The sequence below is a fragment of the Bacillus sp. FSL R7-0672 genome (assembly GCF_038601465.1).
Classification (GTDB): domain Bacteria; phylum Bacillota; class Bacilli; order Bacillales; family Bacillaceae; genus Bacillus; species Bacillus pumilus.
Map to the genome: position 1 here is coordinate 453,391 of NZ_CP152010.1, position 19,034 is coordinate 472,424.

The 19,034-nt window shown below is 44.1% G+C and carries 20 protein-coding genes; 14 read left to right on the top strand and 6 right to left on the bottom strand.

The genetic code is table 11. The annotated features are described in order from the left end of the window. Positions 1-15 precede the first annotated feature (15 nt). On the top strand, positions 16-1,404 hold the full coding sequence (locus tag MKY18_RS02170) for an APC family permease (protein ID WP_113768565.1): 1,389 nt from the start codon (positions 16-18) through the stop codon (positions 1,402-1,404). Continuing rightward, the gene (locus MKY18_RS02175) at positions 1,379-2,773 is read left to right on the top strand and encodes an NAD-dependent succinate-semialdehyde dehydrogenase (RefSeq protein ID WP_217012720.1); all 1,395 of its coding nucleotides are present in this window, start codon (positions 1,379-1,381) and stop codon (positions 2,771-2,773) included. Before MKY18_RS02170 ends, MKY18_RS02175 begins: the two co-directional genes overlap by 26 nt. 48 nt (positions 2,774-2,821) lie before the next feature. Here the strand turns inward: MKY18_RS02175 and MKY18_RS02180 are convergent, their stop codons facing one another. The 3 genes from MKY18_RS02180 to MKY18_RS02190 form a co-directional block, all read right to left on the bottom strand. After that, positions 2,822-3,418, bottom strand: a complete 597-nt coding sequence (locus MKY18_RS02180; RefSeq protein ID WP_113768568.1) for an NAD(P)H-dependent oxidoreductase — start codon at positions 3,416-3,418, stop codon at positions 2,822-2,824. 198 nt (positions 3,419-3,616) lie between these two features. Beyond that, positions 3,617-4,231: a DUF1775 domain-containing protein gene (locus MKY18_RS02185; protein WP_342497701.1), complete on the bottom strand. Its 615-nt coding sequence runs from the start codon at positions 4,229-4,231 to the stop codon at positions 3,617-3,619. A gap of 16 nt (positions 4,232-4,247) precedes the next feature. Continuing rightward, the gene (locus MKY18_RS02190; protein ID WP_113768570.1) at positions 4,248-5,882 is read right to left on the bottom strand and encodes a copper resistance CopC/CopD family protein; all 1,635 of its coding nucleotides are present in this window, start codon (positions 5,880-5,882) and stop codon (positions 4,248-4,250) included. A gap of 506 nt (positions 5,883-6,388) precedes the next feature. On the opposite strand from MKY18_RS02190, the gene MKY18_RS02195 reads away from it, so the two are divergent. From MKY18_RS02195 to MKY18_RS02215, 5 genes are all read left to right on the top strand, one after another. Next, positions 6,389-7,831: a PTS mannitol transporter subunit IICB gene (locus tag MKY18_RS02195; protein WP_106066468.1), complete on the top strand. Its 1,443-nt coding sequence runs from the start codon at positions 6,389-6,391 to the stop codon at positions 7,829-7,831. A 95-nt stretch (positions 7,832-7,926) separates the two neighbouring features. Beyond that, positions 7,927-8,361 (top strand): PTS sugar transporter subunit IIA, encoded by a 435-nt coding sequence (locus MKY18_RS02200; protein WP_012008933.1) that lies wholly within the window; start codon positions 7,927-7,929, stop codon positions 8,359-8,361. A 1-nt stretch (position 8,362) separates the two neighbouring features. Next, entirely contained in the window at positions 8,363-9,484 is a 1,122-nt protein-coding gene (locus MKY18_RS02205; protein ID WP_342497702.1) for a mannitol-1-phosphate 5-dehydrogenase, read from the top strand. Positions 9,485-9,581: 97 nt separating this feature from the next. Further along, positions 9,582-11,330 (top strand): methyl-accepting chemotaxis protein, encoded by a 1,749-nt coding sequence (locus MKY18_RS02210; protein ID WP_342488034.1) that lies wholly within the window; start codon positions 9,582-9,584, stop codon positions 11,328-11,330. A 226-nt stretch (positions 11,331-11,556) separates the two neighbouring features. Beyond that, positions 11,557-11,949, top strand: coding sequence for a RidA family protein (locus tag MKY18_RS02215; protein WP_034664057.1), 393 nt, complete (start codon positions 11,557-11,559; stop codon positions 11,947-11,949). Positions 11,950-11,980: 31 nt separating this feature from the next. Here MKY18_RS02215 and MKY18_RS02220 read toward each other — a convergent pair whose 3' ends face one another. From MKY18_RS02220 to MKY18_RS02230, 3 genes are read right to left on the bottom strand one after another with little or no spacing between them, the layout of a single operon-like run. Further along, a complete protein-coding gene (locus tag MKY18_RS02220; RefSeq protein ID WP_065098809.1) occupies positions 11,981-12,220 on the bottom strand; it encodes a DUF2651 family protein in 240 nt (79 codons plus the stop codon). A 25-nt stretch (positions 12,221-12,245) separates the two neighbouring features. Next, positions 12,246-12,539, bottom strand: coding sequence for a DUF5316 family protein (locus tag MKY18_RS02225; RefSeq protein ID WP_185108343.1), 294 nt, complete (start codon positions 12,537-12,539; stop codon positions 12,246-12,248). Positions 12,540-12,563: 24 nt separating this feature from the next. Then, positions 12,564-12,941 carry a VOC family protein gene (locus MKY18_RS02230; RefSeq protein WP_003214168.1) on the bottom strand — a complete coding sequence of 126 codons (378 nt, stop codon included), beginning with the start codon at positions 12,939-12,941 and terminating at the stop codon, positions 12,564-12,566. Positions 12,942-13,124: 183 nt separating this feature from the next. Between MKY18_RS02230 and MKY18_RS02235 the strand changes: the two genes are divergently transcribed. From MKY18_RS02235 to MKY18_RS02265, 7 genes are all read left to right on the top strand, one after another. Next, positions 13,125-13,394 (top strand): excalibur calcium-binding domain-containing protein, encoded by a 270-nt coding sequence (locus MKY18_RS02235; protein WP_003214076.1) that lies wholly within the window; start codon positions 13,125-13,127, stop codon positions 13,392-13,394. 127 nt (positions 13,395-13,521) lie between these two features. After that, on the top strand, positions 13,522-14,277 hold the full coding sequence (locus tag MKY18_RS02240) for a Cof-type HAD-IIB family hydrolase (protein WP_003214460.1): 756 nt from the start codon (positions 13,522-13,524) through the stop codon (positions 14,275-14,277). 172 nt (positions 14,278-14,449) lie between these two features. Continuing rightward, positions 14,450-15,208, top strand: a complete 759-nt coding sequence (locus tag MKY18_RS02245; RefSeq protein WP_185108345.1) for a 5-oxoprolinase subunit PxpA — start codon at positions 14,450-14,452, stop codon at positions 15,206-15,208. A 26-nt stretch (positions 15,209-15,234) separates the two neighbouring features. After that, positions 15,235-16,452 carry an NRAMP family divalent metal transporter gene (locus MKY18_RS02250; protein ID WP_065098812.1) on the top strand — a complete coding sequence of 406 codons (1,218 nt, stop codon included), beginning with the start codon at positions 15,235-15,237 and terminating at the stop codon, positions 16,450-16,452. A 5-nt stretch (positions 16,453-16,457) separates the two neighbouring features. Beyond that, the gene (locus tag MKY18_RS02255; protein WP_065098813.1) at positions 16,458-17,249 is read left to right on the top strand and encodes a putative hydro-lyase; all 792 of its coding nucleotides are present in this window, start codon (positions 16,458-16,460) and stop codon (positions 17,247-17,249) included. Between the two features lie 18 nt (positions 17,250-17,267). Further along, positions 17,268-18,014 (top strand): 5-oxoprolinase subunit PxpB, encoded by a 747-nt coding sequence (gene pxpB, locus MKY18_RS02260; RefSeq protein WP_065098814.1) that lies wholly within the window; start codon positions 17,268-17,270, stop codon positions 18,012-18,014. Next, entirely contained in the window at positions 18,011-19,024 is a 1,014-nt protein-coding gene (locus tag MKY18_RS02265) for a biotin-dependent carboxyltransferase family protein (protein WP_342497703.1), read from the top strand. Before pxpB ends, MKY18_RS02265 begins: the two co-directional genes overlap by 4 nt. Positions 19,025-19,034 lie beyond the last annotated feature (10 nt).

Genomic DNA, 19,034 nt, shown 5'->3' on the forward strand with positions numbered 1-19,034 from the left:
AAGGGGGATGGTTGTATGCAAAAACAACAAATGGCAAAAACCATGTCGCAGTCTGACGTACTGTTTTTATCCATTGGTGCAATGCTTGGATGGGGCTGGGTTGTACTTTCGGGAGATTGGATTTTAACAGCTGGATTTTTAGGCAGCGTGATTGCCTTCGTTATAGGAGGTATTCTCGTCATCTTTATTGGACTGACGTATGCTGAGCTTTCGTCTGCGATTCCAGAGACAGGCGGAGGGCTCGTCTTTGTCCAGCGGGCATTTGGGATGAAATCAGCGTTCATCTCAGCATGGGGCGTATTGTTTGGTTATGTGTCCGTCATTACGTTTGAGGCTGTTGCCTTGCCAACAGTTATTGATTATGTGATTCCAACACAGCATGTTGGCTTCCTATGGAATATAGGGGGATGGGACGTTTATTTCACATGGGTATTGATTGGATCGGGCGGTGCATTGTTTTTAACAGCACTGAATTACATTGGGGCAAAGCCTGCGGCCATTTTTCAGTCTGTGTTCACAGTAGCGATTATTCTGACAGGTTTTCTCCTTTTAGGCGGCGCGACATTTAATGGGGATTTTGCAAACCTTGAGCCAATGTTTCAAGGCGGGGTTGGCGGTCTTATGGCCGTATTAGTCATGATTCCTTTTTTATTCGTTGGGTTTGATGTGATTCCGCAAGTAGCAGCAGAGATTAATGCGCCAAAGAAAATCATTGGGAGAATTTTAATTATTTCCATCGTGAGTGCGGTCGTATTTTATCTGCTTATTGTCTTTGGGGTAGCTGCGGGGCTATCAAAAGGACAGCTTGAAACCTCTTCATTGGCGACAGCAGATGCCATGGTGCAGCTTCTCGGTCATCAAGCATTTGGGACAGTGCTTGTCATTGGCGGTGTAGCAGGGATTGTGACGAGCTGGAATGCTTTTATTATCGGTGCCAGCCGTATTCTATACGCGATGGCGGAAAGAGGCATGATTTCAAAATGGTTTGCGTATATTCATCCAAAGTATAAAACGCCGACAAATGCCATTTTATTTCTTGGTGCTTTGGCTTTTTTCGCTCCATTATTAGGGCGCCCTGCCCTCGTATGGATTGTCAATGCAGGTGGTGTCGGGATCATCGTCGGGTACTTAATTGTGTCCATTGCCTTTATGAGACTTCGCAAAGTGGAACCAGAGCTTGAGCGTCCATACCGCATTAAATATTGGCGGACGACAGGCGTTTTAGCCATCGGGCTAAGTCTCCTTTTTCTTTCATTTTATTTTCCAGGGATGCCGGCTTCCTTATCATGGCCAGCTGAATGGATATTGCTTTTAGGTTGGGCACTCATTGGGTATATACTATATGTAATGAATCCAAGAACGAAGGAGACGGTAGAGCATGACAAACGAACTCAAAGTGTATAATCCTGCAACAGGAGAAGAAATTGCTTCAGTTGCTCAGCATACAAAAGAACAGATCGAAGACGCCATTTCGCGCTCACATAAAGCATTCAAAGTATGGGCAAAAACGTCAGCGCATGAACGTGCCAATATCATTCGCAAGTGGTTTGATCTCATGATTGAACAGAAAGAAAGGCTCGCAAAAATCATCACGGAAGAAAACGGGAAGCCGTATCAAGAAGCATTAGGCGAAATCGTTTATGCGGCTGGATATATTGAATGGTACGCAGAGGAAGCTAAACGAATCTACGGCAGAACCATTCCGTCACATACGACGAACAAACGCCTTTTCGTCACAAAGCAGCCAGTTGGTCCTGTTGCGGCCATTACACCGTGGAATTTCCCAGCAGCCATGATCACGAGAAAGGCAGCACCAGCACTTGCGGCGGGCTGTACCTTTATTGTGAAGCCTGCTGAAGACACGCCGCTGACGGCTATTGAACTTGTAAAATTAGGCCACGAAGCCGGAATACCTGAGGATGCCCTGCAATGGGTGGTTGGAGATGGAAAAGAAGTCGGTGAAATTTTCACAGATAGTCCATTGATTCGCAAAATCACGTTTACAGGCTCAACGCCAGTCGGAAAGCATCTGATCAAAAACAGTGCCAGCACAGTCAAGCACGTATCCATGGAGCTTGGCGGTCATGCCCCGCTCATCGTAGACAAAGATGCCAATCTTGAACTAGCTGTCAAACAAGCAGTGGCATCTAAGTTCCGTAATGCAGGACAAACCTGTGTCTGTGCCAACCGCTTAATTGTGCATGAAGACATTCATGAAGCATTTGCTCAAGTCTTTGGCAAAGAGGTAGAAAAGCTGAAAGTGGGAAATGGCTTTGAAGAAGGCACATCCATCGGCCCAATTATCAACAAGCGCGGCTTTGATAAAATTGTCTGCCAAATTCAAGATGCAGTCGATAAAGGGGCGAAAATTCTTGTCGGCGGTGATACGCATTTCGATGATGAAAAGTCGTATTATTTTGTCCAGCCAACGGTTCTCACACATGTGGACCCTTCCATGAACATCATGCATGAAGAAACCTTTGGACCAGTGGCACCGATTACGACATTTAAAACGCTAGATGAAGCGATTGAATTAGCCAACGATACACCTTTTGGTCTTGCAGCTTATTTCTTTACAGAGAATTATCGAAACGGCCTCTACATCTCAGAGAATCTTGATTACGGAATTATTGGCTGGAATGATGGCGGACCATCGGCTGTTCAAGCACCATTTGGAGGAATGAAAGAGAGCGGAATTGGCCGTGAAGGCGGCATCGAAGGGATCGAACCCTATTTAGAAACCAAATATGTATCCATTGGTTTAGACGAATAAACGTGAAAAAGACTGTCCGAATAAGGAATCTCGGCAGTCTTTTTTATGTTAAACAGCCGGCGGGAAAAGCTGCTCCACCGTTTCTTTTGTTTCTTTCAGAATTTCGTGGATGTAATCTGCTGATGCCTGCTCCATGCTGCTGAACAAAAGCCGTTCAACAGGCTCAACCCCAATAAAATTGAAGACTTCTGTATCTGCTGTCATGCGGTGGGAAGCGGAAACGATCCGGTTAGAGTCAAGAAAGGTCCTTGGAGCATCGTGCGTGTTGATAATGACACCTTTTTTGTGCCGAAGCAGGTTTTCAATAGCCCCATACTCATTGATTTGATAAGCGAAGCCCTCAGAAAAAACGCGTTCTACATAGCCCTTTAGCATAGCGGGTAAGCCTGTCCACCAAATGGGGAAAATAAACGTTAGGACATCTGCTTGCTGAATCAGCTTCTGCTCAGTTTGAATGGCAATTGGGAGATCACCCCGTTTGATCGCAGCCTTTTCCAAGATGCTTAGTTCTGGCGAAAAACCAAGAGCATAAACATCACGAACAGTCACTTTATGACCATTGTTCAAAAGAGTGCTGACAACAAGATCTAATAAGGTTTGATTTAAGCTTTGCTGGGGATGAGCAAATATAATTAGATGGTTCATCTTATAGCCTCCTAGGTGGTCATGTGTCTCATTATGGCATGCGTCATCATCCTATTCAATCCTATATTGGTAATAATAGGTTGGGAAAATGGGGGGTGATCTTCCTAGCTTGCAGGCAAAGCCTTGCATCTCGTGTTCAAATAAGGTGGAAAGAAATGAAAGCGATCGTTCCCGTGAAAACGATCGCTTACGAATCAATTATTTCTTTCTAAAAACAAGCACAAGCGCAATCAGTGCTACGACTAGAGCAGCAATGGACAACCCTAGCACAAGTGGTGAAGGAGAATTGGAGGCTGTTTCAGATGCCTTTTCTTCCTTTGGTTTTTCTTGACCATGGGAATCCGTTACCGTATTAGATGCCACAATGTTTGTGATCGAATGCGGCTTATCAGCATCTTTATCGCCAGTCCATTCAACGACCGTTCCATCCTTATAATATTGATACGCATCCCATGCAGCTTCCCCTGCTTTTTCAGGGTTTTTCGCTACAAAAACGAATTGCTGGAACTGTCCGGCAAGCACGCCTTTACCAGTTGCTTCCCAAGTCACTCTTGTCATCTTGCCATCTTTTTCTTCAGTTGATGTTTTCCATCCAGGGACAGGCTCGTATTGTTGGAATTCTATGCCTTTAGGTATTGTCACGACAACCTTAGTCGTTGGACTGTCACTCTCAGAAGGAACTTTTAACGTATAGGTTTCCCACGCATTTGTCGCAGACGTATCAGGTTTGACTGTGACGTGAGCACTCACAGGAATCGCCAATAAAAATGAAGCGAGAAGCATTGGTAATAAAGCTTTAACGTATTTTTTCATATGGTATGAACTCCTTTTAGTTTCTTCTAATAAATGTGGTATCGATATTTTCAAAAGAACCAGTTAACGCATGGATTTCAATTTTCCAAGTACCTTTTTCATTTAACAAGAGGTTTTCAGCAGAGTAATGACCATTTTTTAATCGTTTCAGCTGAAATTCACTCGGTTTCTCTTCACCGAATAAGGCGACTTTATGGATCTTGGCTGACACAGATTGAATATCAGTAATCGTTTGTCCATCCTTCTTCGTAAATGCGACCTCGAATGTGTTTTTGCCCGGGGCATTCGGGGTAATGCTCATGGACACAATGTCACGATGCTCGACTTGGTTTGCACCGAAGAACGGCTCAGGTGCAGGCGGAGGAGGGCTCGGAATGTTGGTGAATACAGCTGTTAATAACAATATAGCGATTCCGATGATCCACTCAGCTCGTAACGAAACGTTTTGTTTCTGTTTCTTTTCCCATCTTAGCATCAAGTAATGGACAAGCCCAAGAAGGCCCATCAAGATAAATAAACCAAGCTTGATTAAAAAGGTTCGTCCGTATGCTGATTCGAAAAGAGCATCAAACGATTGCAAAATAAAGATCGCATTTACAAATCCTGAAAACACAATGAGTCCAACAGAGAGCAGTGCCCAAGGATGAAACGCCGTTAACGTATTCCGTATGAGCGGCTGATCTTCATTTGGCAGCTTCTTCAACAATAAAAGCACAATGGCTGTTAAACCACCGACCCAGATCGATGCAGAAACGAGATGGATGAAATCAAGTGACGTTGTCAGTATTTTATTATCGGTTGCTGCTGGATGTCCGATTTGCGCCTTCAGCCAGAGAAGCACTGCGAATAGGAGCAGTGGAAACAACCATACCCGAAAAGAAGTAAAATCCCCTTTTTTCATCGCAACTATGCTCCAAATGGTCAGAAGAACAAATGACACCATGAGCATCATCCACAAACTACCGCCAGAAGTCGACGCAATGGTTTCTTGTAAAAGCGATGGCTGAAATGCTCCCAAAAAGGACACGTCTGCTGCTGATTTTGTTTGAATCGGCAGCTGGAACACGAGTGCTCCGCCCATCATGACCAGTGACAATGTCAAAAGCCATTTCATTCGTTTCGCTAATACAGGTGAAATGGCTGCCCTAAACCAAAACAGTCCAAACAAAATGGTCCCGAGAAATAAGCTAAACGACGTATAAAGAAAGGCTTTGTCAATGGTCGAGGCAACATCAATAGATTCATTCGTTTGACCTTGATCTAATTGGTCAAAACCGCCATCCGCTTTGCCAATACTAAACGGGATCATGCCAGAGACAGAGTGCCCGTCTGCTGATACCGCATTCCATTGAATGGTATAAATTCCTTTTGGTAAATCCTTTTTTAAAGCAGCTTCCATGATTTTTTGATCTTTAATGACCGTATCTCCTTGATCCACACGATCACCTTTTGCATTTAGCACCTTAATGGCATGAAATCCACTTTCGATTCCTTCACTAAATGTGATAGAGACCGAAGGAGGCTGCTTCTCCAGCTCTTCATTTGCCGCTGGATTCGAGCTGACGACGTATGCATGAGCAAATGCTTCCTTTGGAATGAAAAAAGCGAACGTGACGATAAGGAGCAGAAGCCACTTACTATGTTTCAACAAGTGAATAACCGCCTTTCTACCTATGAAAATGTCTCATGTATCAGAAAGAAAGCGGCAGTAAACTGTGAGTCACAGAAAAAACCGCTCCTCCTATTGTGCCGCTCACTCTAAAAGGTAAACGAAACAAACAGCAAAATGGTTCACTTTTTCTGTGTCATGTCTGCGCAGACATTTCTTGATTGAATAGGTTTGATCATGTATAAGCCTATTCGATTTAAGAAGAGGAAACAAGAAGTGACGATTTGAAAGTTGTGAAATTCCAATGAATTTTGCGTCAAAACCACGGCACGTCAATCTTTTTAACCCATTTGTCCTTTGCTCTGACAGAGAATTCACATCATATTTCAATTTTGTCACACACTAAGTGACAAAGTGACTTTTAGTTTCAATTGAAGGGAAAGTGAAAGCGTTTTACGATAAAGTTAAGGGCTTCACTGACACTTGTTCTTATATCTTTTGACCTATAAAGCCCTAAATAAAGGGAAAGAAGAAAGGAGTTTTCATAGATGCAGGAAAAAAGCGGATTCCGCGTAAAAGTACAGCGCTTTGGAAGCTATTTAAGCGGTATGATTATGCCGAATATTGGAGCATTTATCGCTTGGGGGCTCATTACGGCATTATTCATTCCGAGTGGCTATTTGCCAAATGAACAGTTAGCTTCACTTGTTGGCCCAATGATCAACTACTTACTGCCGCTCTTAATCGGTTACACAGGCGGTAAACTCGTATACGACCATCGAGGCGGGGTACTCGGTGCAACCGCGACGATTGGGGTCATAGTCGGTTCGGACATTCCAATGTTTTTAGGTGCCATGATCATGGGACCACTTGGCGGTTACTTGATTAAGAAAATTGATCAGCTCTTCAAAGATCGAATCAAATCGGGCTTTGAAATGCTTGTAAATAACTTTACGGCAGGAATTCTAGGTGCCATTCTTGTCGCGATTGCCTTCTACGCCATCGGACCAGTGGTACTTGGTCTAAATAAAGCCCTTGCGGCAGGTGTAGATATCATTGTGAATGCACATCTGCTTCCGCTGGCAAGTATTTTCATTGAACCAGCGAAAGTTTTGTTCTTAAACAATGCGATTAACCAAGGGATCTTAGGTCCTTTAGGGGTAGAGCAAGCGGCGAAGACAGGACAGTCCGTTCTGTTCTTACTTGAAACAAACCCAGGGCCAGGTTTAGGTGTTCTACTTGCATACATGTTCTTCGGAAGAGGGAATGCAAAGCAGTCTGCACCGGGTGCGATTGTCATTCAATTTTTAGGAGGAATTCATGAGATTTACTTCCCGTACATCTTAATGAAACCAAAGCTCATTTTGGCGGTTATTGCAGGGGGAGCGAGCGGCGTTCTGACCTTTACCCTGTTAAATGCAGGCTTAAAGGCTGTGCCGTCACCAGGAAGTATTATCGCTCTCATGCTGATGTCACCAAAAGGCGGACATCTTGCTGTTCTAGCAGGTGTTGTCGTGGCAACCGTCGTATCATTCCTTGTCGCTTCTGTGATTTTAAAAGCATCAAAAGCAGTTGACGAAGACTTAACAGCAGCAACAGAAAAAATGCAAGACATGAAAGGGAAGAAAAGCGCAGCCGCCTCTGCTCTTACAGCACAAAAGGAAGGTGCTGAAGCAAATGAACAAGCAGCTTCTCCAAGCGATGTCAATCCAGATGATGTGAACAAAATCATCTTTGCCTGTGATGCAGGAATGGGCTCAAGTGCGATGGGCGCATCCATCTTAAAGAATAAAGTCAAAAAGGCAGAGCTTGATATTGATGTGACAAACACATCCATCAGCAACATTCCAAATGATGCCGATGTGGTCTTCACTCATAAAGATTTAACAGACAGAGCCAAGGCAAAACTGCCAGGCGCTGTGCATATCTCAGTTGATAATTTCTTAAACAGCCCGAAATACGATGAGCTGATTGAGAAATTGAAAAAATAACATGGCGAAACGGGTTGAGTTCAATTTTTCATCATTGAACTCCCCGTTTTGGTTGTTTTCCTGATTTTCTATTCTAAGAAAAGGTGTGATCATTCATGAAACAAGTACTATCAAAAGACAATATTTTTCTAAACGAACAAGCAGGCTCGAAAGAAGAAGCCATTAAAAAAGCAGGCGAAGTCCTAGTGGCAAATGGCTATGTCACAAGTGATTATGTTGACAAAATGTTTGAAAGAGAAAATATTTCGTCTACATTTATGGGCAACGGGATTGCGATTCCTCATGGAACAGAGGATGCGAAAGCAGCTGTCCTTCATTCTGGGATTTCCATCATTCAAATTCCAGATGGCGTTGAATACGGCGAAGGAAATATCGCCAAAGTCGTCTTTGGCATCGCAGGTAAAAACAATGAACACCTCGATATTCTTTCTCAAATTGCGATTGTCTGTTCAGAAGAGGAAAATGTAGAGCGCATCATTCATGCAAAGGATCAGGATGAATTGATCGCCATCTTTAACGAGGTGAACTAACATGAAGGCACTTCATTTTGGAGCAGGGAATATTGGCAGAGGATTTATCGGTTCTTTGTTAAAAACATCAGGCTTTGAGCTTGTCTTCACTGATGTAAATGAAGCGGTCATCAACGAGCTGAATGCAAGAGGAGAATACCCAGTTGAACTCGCAGCACCAGGTCAGAAGCAAGAAGTAGTAGGCCCAGTGACAGCGATCAATTCTGCACAAAACCCAGTGGCATTAACAGAGGCAGTGGCATCAGCTGATTTGATTACAACAGCTGTTGGACCAACCGTTTTGAAGATCATTGCTTCATCCATTGCTGAAGGATTGAAACAGAAAAAGCCTGACCATATCATCAATATCGTGGCATGTGAAAATATGATTGGAGGCAGCTCTCATTTAAAAGAAGCTGTTTTCTCTCATCTAACAGAAGAGGAACAAGAAGCGTTATCAAAAACAGTTGGTTTTCCAAACGCTGCTGTGGACCGCATTGTGCCGATTCAGCACCATGAGGACATTCTAAAAGTATCAGTCGAGCCTTTTTTCGAGTGGGTCATTGATAAGACTGGCTTTATTGGAGATGTTCCTCAGATTGACGGAGCGACCTTTGTACAAGATTTGACGCCGTATATTGAACGCAAGCTCTTTACTGTCAATACAGGACATGCACTAGCGGCTTATGTCGGGTATCAGCAAGGCGTTCAAACGATTAAAGAAGCCGTCGATACACCAGAGATTCGCCAGGTGGTTGAAGGGGCACTGCACGAAACGGGCAGTTATTTAATCGACACATATGGCTTTGAAAAAGAAGAACATGATGCGTATATTCAAAAAATCATCAAACGATTCGAAAATGTTTTTATCTCCGACGAAGTCACTCGTGTCGCACGCTCTCCTCTTAGAAAGCTAGGAGCAGATGACCGTTTAATCGGTCCGGCGAAAAAGATCAAGCAGCCAGTGTACTTAATCAAAGGCATTGCTGCAGCTCTCGCTTATGACTTTGCCGAAGACGAAGAAGCGGTTCGTTTGCAGGAATTAAGAAAAGAAAAAGGCATTGAAGGTGTGCTGGAAGAAGTATGTGGCCTCACGCCAACAGATGATCTCTATCAAGCCATTCTTAAAGAAACAGCTCGATAATTAGAAAATCCCTTTCCAACGAGTGAAAGGGATTTTTTGATGACTTTTTAATACTTTACCCCGTTTGTCGATATATGAAGTAAGGGGGAATTTGTATATGAAAAGGAAAATGTTTGCGTCAAGAAGTGTCTTTTTTCAATTAATGTCTGCCATTATCGTCATCACGATCTTAACCGGCGGACTTGTTGGGACAACGGGGTATTTGTTAGCGAAACATGTCTTAATTGATGCGGGGAAAGCAGATTTAAAGCACATCGTCAGCGGAGCAATGGCTACACTTGAACAGTTGAATGATCGTGTAGAGAAAAAAGAACTGACGCTTGAACAGGCACAGGAACAAGCCCGTATTTACTTGAGCGGGCCAAAAAATGACAACGGGAAAGGGTACCAATTTCAAAAATCAGATTTTATCTATAAAAATAAAGGCTATCTTGTCGCATATGGAGCAGATTATTCCTCTCAAGTCCATCCTGTCAATGACATTGGCGTCATTCCAGATAACACGACCAATCGTGAAAAAATGGTCGCTGGAGCCAAATCAGAAGGCGAGGATGCACACTATGTGACCTATTTAGATAAGGACGATGCCACTGGGGAAGAAAAGCAAAAGCTTGCCTATATGAGCCAGTTCACGCCCTGGAATTGGAGTATCGGCATCGCCGTCTTCCAGGATGAATTTTATAAAGAATTAGAGCAGATGAAGCTCTATATCATGCTCATTACAGCAGGTGTCGCTCTTCTCAGTCTTGGCGTCTTTTATTTAGCTGCTCGAGGAAAGGTCAGACTGCTCAAGCAAGTCACTGCTGCTTCAAAAGAAATTGCGGCGGGGAATCTTGAACGCACGAGTTTAAAAGAAACAACAGATGAGATTGGACAGCTGGCAAAAGGCTTTAATCATATGTCAGGAGAACTCCGGACACTTGTAAGCGGTCTACAGGAAACGAGCAGTCAACTCGTCGAATCAGCCACAGATTTATCAGCAATATCTGAAGAAACCTCAGCTAGCAGTGAAGAGATTGGCCGAGCGATTGGCGACATTTCGACTGGAACGCTTCATCAGGCATCTGACCTTGATGTAGCCAATCAACAAATGACCCAGTTCAATCAATCGATTGAGAACGTCAAAGAACAAAGTGACCAAATTAAACGAATCTCTGACCAATCGAATCAATCTTCGCAGCAGGGCCAGCAAATTGTTCAGCAATTAAAACAATCAAATGAACAATCCATTCAAGCGTCTCAAGGCATTAGAGCAGGCATTGAGCAATTAAGTACAAAAGTACAGGATATCTCTAAAATTACAGATACGATTGAAAATATTTCAAATGAGACGAATTTACTTGCGTTGAATGCCAGCATTGAAGCAGCACGCGCAGGAGAGCACGGCAAGGGCTTCTCGGTTGTGGCGAGTGAAGTGCGGAATTTAGCTGAGCAGACAAAACAATCAGCAGTGCAAATTCAGCAAATGGTACAAGGCATTAAAGAAGAAACGACGGCAACAGCCGGCATGATGTCAAACACAATGGATCGTTTCGCTGAGTTAGATGACGCGGTACATGCAACAGAACATGAATTCAATGCCATCTCTACGTCGATTGCACAAACCATCGTTGAAACAGACGCAATGGCAAAAGAGCTGAATGCATTACTAGAGCAAAACGACCTCATCACAAAAGCTATGCAAGGCGCAGCCCATATTTCTCAAGAAAATGCCGCTGCGATTGAAGAGATCACCGCATCCACAGACGAACAAGTGACAGCCATATCCAATGTGGCAAAAGCAGCAGAAAGGCTCAATGAACTAAGCATACGATTGAATCAAGACATTGCGCGTTATCGTCTATAAACCATTTTGACTGAACGTCTCTTTTCAGGTACTATATAGTTAAACAAAACCTTGCTCACGCAATCAAAAGGAGTGTTCCGGTCATGAAAAAGAAAATATTGATGTTCTTACCTTGTGGCTATGGATACTCCACTGCTGTTTTCTTTTAGGATAGATAGAAATTGGTGAAGTCTGTCTACGTGAAGAGAAATCTAGCAGAAAAATCAAAGTGAGTGAGGGACATCATATGGAAAAAATCACGAGAAAAAACCCAGAAAGTATGCCGAAGCCCGTTGGCAGCTATAGTCATATCACAAGAGTACCAAAGGGCGCGGGATTATTTGTTACATCCGGTCAAGTCGGAACAGATATCGATGGACAGGTACCATCAAGTTTAAACGACCAGGTAACCAATACGTTTGAAAATATCAAAAAAATCCTTGAATCAGAAGGATTGAATGAAGAGCATGTCATCAAGGTCAATATATGGGCAACAGAAGAAATCGACTGGGATCATCTATATCCTCAGTGGGATACAATCTTCAAAACAGCTTACCCATCAATGACGGTTGCTTATGTATCAGCTTTAGGATGGCCTGAGCTGAAAATTGAAATTGAGCTATGGTGCGCCGATATTTGATCAAAAAAAGAACAGTGCAAACTGTTCTTTTTTACTTGAACCGAAACCGCTTTGTCATCCATGCAGCGATCAACGTAAAGACGGTGTAGATGATGACCCAAATGAAAAAGGATTCATCCCCGCCAATGTATGAGTACATGAGAATGACGCTGGCTAACAGGACAATCAAAGTCGGCATCCAAACATTCTTCAAAAGCATTGTGCCAAAAATGCCAATCAGCACAGAAATAATAGGGAAGCCAAATACAACGAATAAGATAAAAACAGCCATATGACTAACTCCTTTTAGCAAGTGTTTACATCAAAACATAAAAGATCGACACTGCCATGTGCGGAAGTGCAAAGATCATCATGAGAAAGGCCGTATCAAGACGCCACATGCGATGCTCTTTTGTTTCAGAATGATAGGTTGCTCGCGTCTCTTCTCCGCTTGTCCAAGCCCCCATTAGAAGTCCAGACATCATGACGCCAATAATAGAGATTCCACCACTGACCCATCCTATCCACTCATGGTGCTGCAAAATAATAGCTGCACTGCAAATCACAATCATCGAACAAACACCGGCGATAAAGGCATGTTTTTTTCTCATACTGGTTCACTCCTTTAAAGAGGATTAGGAGACGGCATCACATATTTCAATGAAATGACCATCAGGATCAGCGACATAAGCGACGGTTTGACCCCATGGTTTTTTTGCAGGTTCTTTGATGATCGAAACCCCTTTTTCCTTCATTGATGCAATGGTTTGTTCCACATCATCCACAACAAACCCAATCTCAAACGTTTGAGAGGATTGATTTGCTTCAGGGACAGGCAATCCAAGTGCATCTTTGACATCCTGACGTGAGTTAATTGATAAGGTCACATCTCCAGTATCAAACTCAACATAGGATTCAACCCTAAGTTTCATAGGAAAGCCAAGTACATGTTGATAGAAATGAATACTTGCCTCAACATCGTTTACATATAGAATGGTATATTTCATTTTCATGTGAAAAACTCCTCTCTTCATATACGTGTCAAAACCGGAAAGGTTTCCCACTCAGTGTACCACATAGGATATAAAGCATGTTTTATTCCAAAAAAATCAATATATTTAGCTCAATAGTCTTGAAAAACAAAAAATGGTGACATATGATAAAAATGTAAAAATAAAAAAATAGGGGGATTCTACATGTTGAAAAAAATCATGGTGGCTGTCTTGTCCTTAGGTCTTTTACTAAGCGTTACACAAGTCGACACCCACACTGCAGATGCAAAAACAGTCAAGTCCTACAAAAACTGCAAAGCGCTGAACAAAGTCTATAAAGGCGGCGTAGCGAAAAGCAAAAACACGAAAAACAAAGGCGGCAAAACAAAGTACAAGCCGTATGTGTCAAAAGCACTTTACCAAAAAAATAAGCGACTTGACCGTGATAAAGACGGGATTGCATGTGAACGCTAAGCCAATGCGAAGAGACCTGTAACAAGGTCTTTTTTCTATGGGATCAAACTCGTCCCTTTGTGCCATCTCCCTCTTTATATTAAAATAAAGATAGTTACAAAAAATGATACAAAGTGGGGTACTCAATTTGTCCATACAAGCTGATAAGAAAGACATTCGATTGATTGCTATTGATATGGATGGCACGCTGTTAAACAGTGAACATGTCATTCCAGAGGAAAATAAACAAGCCATTAAAGATGCTGAAGCAAAAGGGGTCCATGTGGTGATTAGCACAGGGCGGACGCTGATGACATGCCGAGAGCTGGTTGAGCCGCTTAAGCTGTCTTCTTACCTTGTGACAGCAAACGGAAGTGAAATCTGGGATTCAAACTTCCAGCTGATCGAACGAGATCTATTGCATCCTGATCATGTCCAAATGATGTGGGATCTAAAAAATAGGTACGAAACCGATTACTGGGCTTCCACTGTGGAGAAGGTGTGGAGAGGTGAATTCCCAGAACGAATTCATGACCACGAATGGCTGAAATTCGGCTTTGAAATTCATGACGATGACGTTCGTGAGGAAGTGCTCAATACACTGAAAACAAATGGTCATCTAGAGATTACAAATTCAAGTCCAACCAATATCGAAGTCAATGCAGCTGGCATTAACAAAGCGGCAGCTCTTGCAAAGGTAGCAGAACGCATTGGCTGTACGATGGACAATGTCATGTCGCTTGGCGACAGCCTAAATGATATGGCCATGATCCAAGAAGCCGGATTAGGCATTGCGATGGGAAATGCGCAAGAAGTGGTAAAAGAAGCCGCTGATTGGATTACAGCTCCTAACACAGAACACGGTGTAGCAAAAGCGATCCAGCATTGGGTGCTGTCTAAATAAAGAACATGATGAAAAAGCGAGAGGCGATATCCTCTCGCTTTTTTATGTCCTAGTTCTATTGTTATGTTTTCTGACAATGTCATGTGCAATCTGTCCAAAATTGATATAATCAATATAAATTCGAATATTCGGACTTTAGGTTCCGTTATTCGGAACAACAAGGAGGGATCCTATGTATCAAGTAGATATCAACTGTGATTTGGGAGAAAGCTTTGGTCAATATACTATCGGTTCGGATGAACAAATTTTAGAATATGTCACCTCAGCCAACATCGCTTGTGGTTTTCATGCAGGAGATCCAACAGTCATGAGAAAAACCGTCAGAATGGCACTGAATAAAGGGGTCCGAATTGGCGCGCATCCGGGTCTGCAAGATTTAGTCGGATTTGGCAGACGTCCAATGGCGATTTCAGCAGAGGAAGCCTATGATCTCGTCGTCTATCAAATTGGCGCTCTATCAGCCTTCCTCAAGGCAGAAGGCGGCACCATGCAGCATGTCAAGCCACACGGCGCCCTGTACAACATGGCGGCTAAGAATACTGAATTATCTGAATCAATTGCGAAAGCTGTGTATCATGTCGATCCAAGTCTTGTATTATACGGGCTTTCAGGCAGTGAACTTGCGTTAGCAGGTGAGAGAATGGGTCTTCAAGTGGCGCATGAAGTATTTTCTGATCGGACCTATCAAGCAGACGGGACGCTGACATCCCGCCGCGAACCGCATGCACTCATCGAAGACGATGAACTGGCCGTTCAGCAGGTCGTTCGTATGGTGAGAGAAGGGAAGGTTCGTACCGTTCAAGGAGAAGACATTTCGCTTAAAGCAGATACGGTCTGTATTCACGGAGATGGCATCCATGCGCTCCAATTTGCCAAAACCATTACATCAAAGCTAAAAGAAGCGAGCATTCATCTCAAAGCCTTTCAATAAAAATCGTCATCAAAGGGGGAAACAGCATGAAAAAAGAGGAAGTCAAGCACACGAAGGCACCAAAGGGGAACCGGTCTATGCTGATGGGCGCAGCCTTTTTAATGGCGACGTCCGCCATCGGACCGGGATTTTTAACACAAACGACTGTCTTTACACAGCAGCTTGCGGCTAGCTTTGGGTTTGTCATTCTCATCTCTATTTTGTTAGATATTTTTGCGCAAACCAATGTATGGCGCATCATCGCCGTGTCAGAAAAACGAGGACAGGATATTGCAAATATGGTTCTGCCGGGTCTTGGGTATGTCCTGGCCGTTTTGATTGTCATTGGGGGACTTGCCTTTAACATCGGAAATATCGCTGGTGCTGGTCTCGGTTTTCAGGTCATCTTCGGAGTCGATCCACGAATCGGTGCAGGGGTCAGTGCTGTTATTGCTATTCTGATCTTTGTGATCAAAGAGGCTGGAAAAGCGATGGACCGTTTCACGCAGATAGCGGGCTTTGTCATGATTGGCCTGATGCTGTATGTGGCGATTTCAACAGCACCGCCAGTTGGAGAAGCGGCAGTGAGAACATTTGTCCCAGAGAAAATTGATATTTTATCCATTGTGACACTTGTAGGCGGAACAGTAGGCGGCTATATCGTCTTTGCTGGCGGACACCGCTTGCTGGATGCAGGTATTAAGGGGAAGGAAGCATTGCCCCAAGTGACGAAAAGCTCTATTTTCGGTGTCCTCATTACGTCCATCATGCGTGTAGCACTCTTTCTTGCTACATTAGGAGTTGTCGCAAAAGGCTTGCAGATTGATCCATCCAACCCGCCTGCCTCTGTATTTCAACTAGCTTCAGGAAATATCGGATATAAAATGTTCGGGATTATTATGTGGGCTGCGGCGATTACGTCCGTCATTGGAGCAGCATATACATCAGTTTCCTTCTTTAAAACCTTCTCACCAAAAATTGAGCAAAATCAACGTGGCATTATCATCGGCTTTATTGCCCTCTCGACCATTTGTTTTATTACGATCGGAAGACCTGTGAACATATTGATATTAGTTGGGGCAATCAATGCATTGATCTTACCGCTCGCGCTTGGCACCTTGCTGGTAGCGGCTTATAAGAAAGACATTGTCGGGGATTATCGACATCCATTCTTTTTGACAGTATCAGGCGCATTTGTCGTTGTCATCATGGCAATGATGGGCGGGTATACCATCATCAATGAAATTCCAAAACTATGGAGCTGAATCGAATGAATATCTATCAAACATATGAGCCTTCACAGATCAGAGAGTTGATTCGTAAAAAAGAAATCACAGGACCAACGGCTGGTCTAGCAGAGGGATATGCTCAAGCCAATTTAATGATCGTCAAAAAAGAACTTGCCTTTGATTTTCTGTTGTTTTGTCAGCGCAATCCCGCTGCATGCCCCTTGCTTGATGTACTGGAGCCGGGTGATCCAGTGCCGAGACGGTCAGCACCCCAAGCGGATATTCGTACGGACTTTCCTAAATACCGTATTTACAGAAAAGGGATTCTTCAAGAAGAGGTGTCAGATATCTCTGCTTATTGGGAGGATGATATGGTTGCCTTTCTCATCGGCTGCAGTTTTACGTTTGAGCATGCGCTCATGCTGAATGATATCCCTGTTCGCCATATTGAAAACGGTCATAACGTTCCGATGTATCAAACGAATATCGCTTGTGAAAGGGCAGGGGTATTTCATGGCCCGATGGTCGTCAGCATGAGACCTATTCCGGCGCATCAGATCACAAGAAGTGTACAAGTGACGTCTAGGTTCCCGTCAGTTCATGGTGGCCCCATTCATATAGGTGACCCAGCGATGATCGGAATTGCCAATGTGGATCAGCCGGACTTTGGAGAACCATCCGTGATCAAAGAAGGAGAGGTCCCGGTGTTTTGGGCATGTGGTGTGACGCCGCAAGCCATTGTCATGCATACAAAACCAGACATTGCGATTACCCATGCACCTGGGCATATGTTCATCACAGATCAACGAGATCAACAGCTCGGTGTGCTTTAGAAAGAGAGGGGTCTTCAAGTGGCATTTTCAACGATAAAAAATTCTATCACCTTCCACCCGCTAGGAGATGCAGCGATCGTGATTCAAGCAGGAACAGACATATGTGAAGAAATTCATGAGCGTGTTGTGCATTTGTTTTCGTGTATTGAACAGCATCCATTTGCCGGATATGTGGAAGCTGTTCAAGCCTTTACAAACGTGACTGTTTTTTACGAGCCGTACACCGTTTATCAATCTGCCCATCTTCAACAACAAGATTTGTCCCCCTATGAATGGGTGAAAAGCTATATTGAAACACTCCTTGAAGAGAAATGGCAGGAGGGGGTTCAGGCTAAGCGCCGCACCATCGACATACCGGTCTGCTACGGGGGAGAGCTGGGTCCTGATTTAGAAGAAGTCGCCCGGATCAATCATTTAACACCAGAAGAAGTCGTGCGTATTCACACCGCAGGGACGTATCTTGTCTATATGATTGGATTTGCACCAGGGTTTCCGTTTTTAGGCGGGCTTTCTGAAAAGATCGCAGCCCCGCGCAGGGAAACACCGAGAATGTCCATTCCAAAAGGATCTGTCGGCATTGCGGGAAAGCAGACCGGCGTTTACCCCATTTCCACACCTGGCGGCTGGCAGCTCATTGGACAAACACCGCTGCCACTCTTTCGACCAGACGAGAAAGTCCCAAGTCTATTGAGAGCAGGGAACGAGGTCAGATTTGTCCAAATGTCTGAAAAGGAATTTTTCAGCATGAAGGAGGCAGAACGTTGAGTATTCATGTCATCAAGCCAGGAATGTTCACAACCATTCAAGATAAAGGGCGGAAAGGCTATCAAAAGTATGGCGTCTTAACGAGCGGCGGCATGGATGCGCTCTCGCTTAGAATTGCCAACATTCTCACAGGCAACGAGGAAAGCGAAGCCGTACTGGAAATCACATTAATGGGGCCGGGTCCTGTGTTGACGTGTCAAAAGGATGCGCTTATTGCAGTGACTGGCGCTGATGTAGAGATCGACATCGATGGAGAGCCAGCCCCTTTATGGAAACCGCTCTTTGTTCGATCAGGAAGCACGCTCACCTTTGGTCCTTGTAAGAGGGGCTGCGGCTCTTATCTTGCTGTGGCGGGTGGATTCGATGTGGAGCCGGTCATGGAGAGCAAAAGCACCTATGTGAGAGCAGGAATCGGTGGACTGAACGGACGTCCGCTTGAAAAAGGAGACGTCCTGTCCATTGGAAAGCCATCACTCGTAGCAAATCGATTGTCTGATAGACTCAAAAGCAATCTGAAACAGGCGGCGTACAGCGCACCCGATTGGACTGTAAGTTATACGCATTTTTTACCGCTGCGGAAATCGCCCGTGATTCGGGTGCTGCCAGGGAGACACCTTTCTTTTTTTCAAGAATCATCTCAAAGCACCTTTTTCGAACAGCCTTTTCAGGTCACACCTCAATCAGATCGCATGGGCTGCCGTTTGAAGGGGGAGCCGGTTCATTTAAAAGAAAAGCTTGAATTGATTTCTGAGGCGGTTGCCTTTGGTTCTATTCAAATTCCTCCTGACGGTCAGCCGATTATTCTGCTGGCAGATCGGCAAACAACAGGCGGATACCCGCGGATTGGAGAAGTTGCGACGGTCGATCTGCCGCTCATTGCACAAGCGATGCCTGGGGCGAATTTGTATTTTAAGCGAATCGATCATCAGGACGCAGAGCAGGCGCTATTTAAGCAAGAAGCAGAACTGAAGGAGCTGGGTGCCAGAATCAAGCTGGAAGCCTTCGTTTAGAAAAAGGGGA

Bases quoted from the DNA above. Each gene is read 5' to 3' on its own strand.
- MKY18_RS02170 (WP_113768565.1), top strand. From the start codon at position 16: ATGCAAAAACAACAAATGGCAAAAACCATGTCGCAGTCTGACGTACTG.
- MKY18_RS02175 (WP_217012720.1), top strand. From the start codon at position 1,379: ATGACAAACGAACTCAAAGTGTATAATCCTGCAACAGGAGAAGAAATT.
- MKY18_RS02180 (WP_113768568.1), bottom strand. From the start codon at position 3,418: ATGAACCATCTAATTATATTTGCTCATCCCCAGCAAAGCTTAAATCAA.
- MKY18_RS02185 (WP_342497701.1), bottom strand. From the start codon at position 4,231: ATGAAAAAATACGTTAAAGCTTTATTACCAATGCTTCTCGCTTCATTT.
- MKY18_RS02195 (WP_106066468.1), top strand. From the start codon at position 6,389: ATGCAGGAAAAAAGCGGATTCCGCGTAAAAGTACAGCGCTTTGGAAGC.
- MKY18_RS02200 (WP_012008933.1), top strand. From the start codon at position 7,927: ATGAAACAAGTACTATCAAAAGACAATATTTTTCTAAACGAACAAGCA.
- MKY18_RS02205 (WP_342497702.1), top strand. From the start codon at position 8,363: ATGAAGGCACTTCATTTTGGAGCAGGGAATATTGGCAGAGGATTTATC.
- MKY18_RS02210 (WP_342488034.1), top strand. From the start codon at position 9,582: ATGAAAAGGAAAATGTTTGCGTCAAGAAGTGTCTTTTTTCAATTAATG.
- MKY18_RS02215 (WP_034664057.1), top strand. From the start codon at position 11,557: ATGGAAAAAATCACGAGAAAAAACCCAGAAAGTATGCCGAAGCCCGTT.
- MKY18_RS02220 (WP_065098809.1), bottom strand. From the start codon at position 12,220: ATGGCTGTTTTTATCTTATTCGTTGTATTTGGCTTCCCTATTATTTCT.
- MKY18_RS02225 (WP_185108343.1), bottom strand. From the start codon at position 12,539: ATGAGAAAAAAACATGCCTTTATCGCCGGTGTTTGTTCGATGATTGTG.
- MKY18_RS02230 (WP_003214168.1), bottom strand. From the start codon at position 12,941: ATGAAAATGAAATATACCATTCTATATGTAAACGATGTTGAGGCAAGT.
- MKY18_RS02235 (WP_003214076.1), top strand. From the start codon at position 13,125: ATGTTGAAAAAAATCATGGTGGCTGTCTTGTCCTTAGGTCTTTTACTA.
- MKY18_RS02245 (WP_185108345.1), top strand. From the start codon at position 14,450: ATGTATCAAGTAGATATCAACTGTGATTTGGGAGAAAGCTTTGGTCAA.
- MKY18_RS02250 (WP_065098812.1), top strand. From the start codon at position 15,235: ATGAAAAAAGAGGAAGTCAAGCACACGAAGGCACCAAAGGGGAACCGG.
- MKY18_RS02255 (WP_065098813.1), top strand. From the start codon at position 16,458: ATGAATATCTATCAAACATATGAGCCTTCACAGATCAGAGAGTTGATT.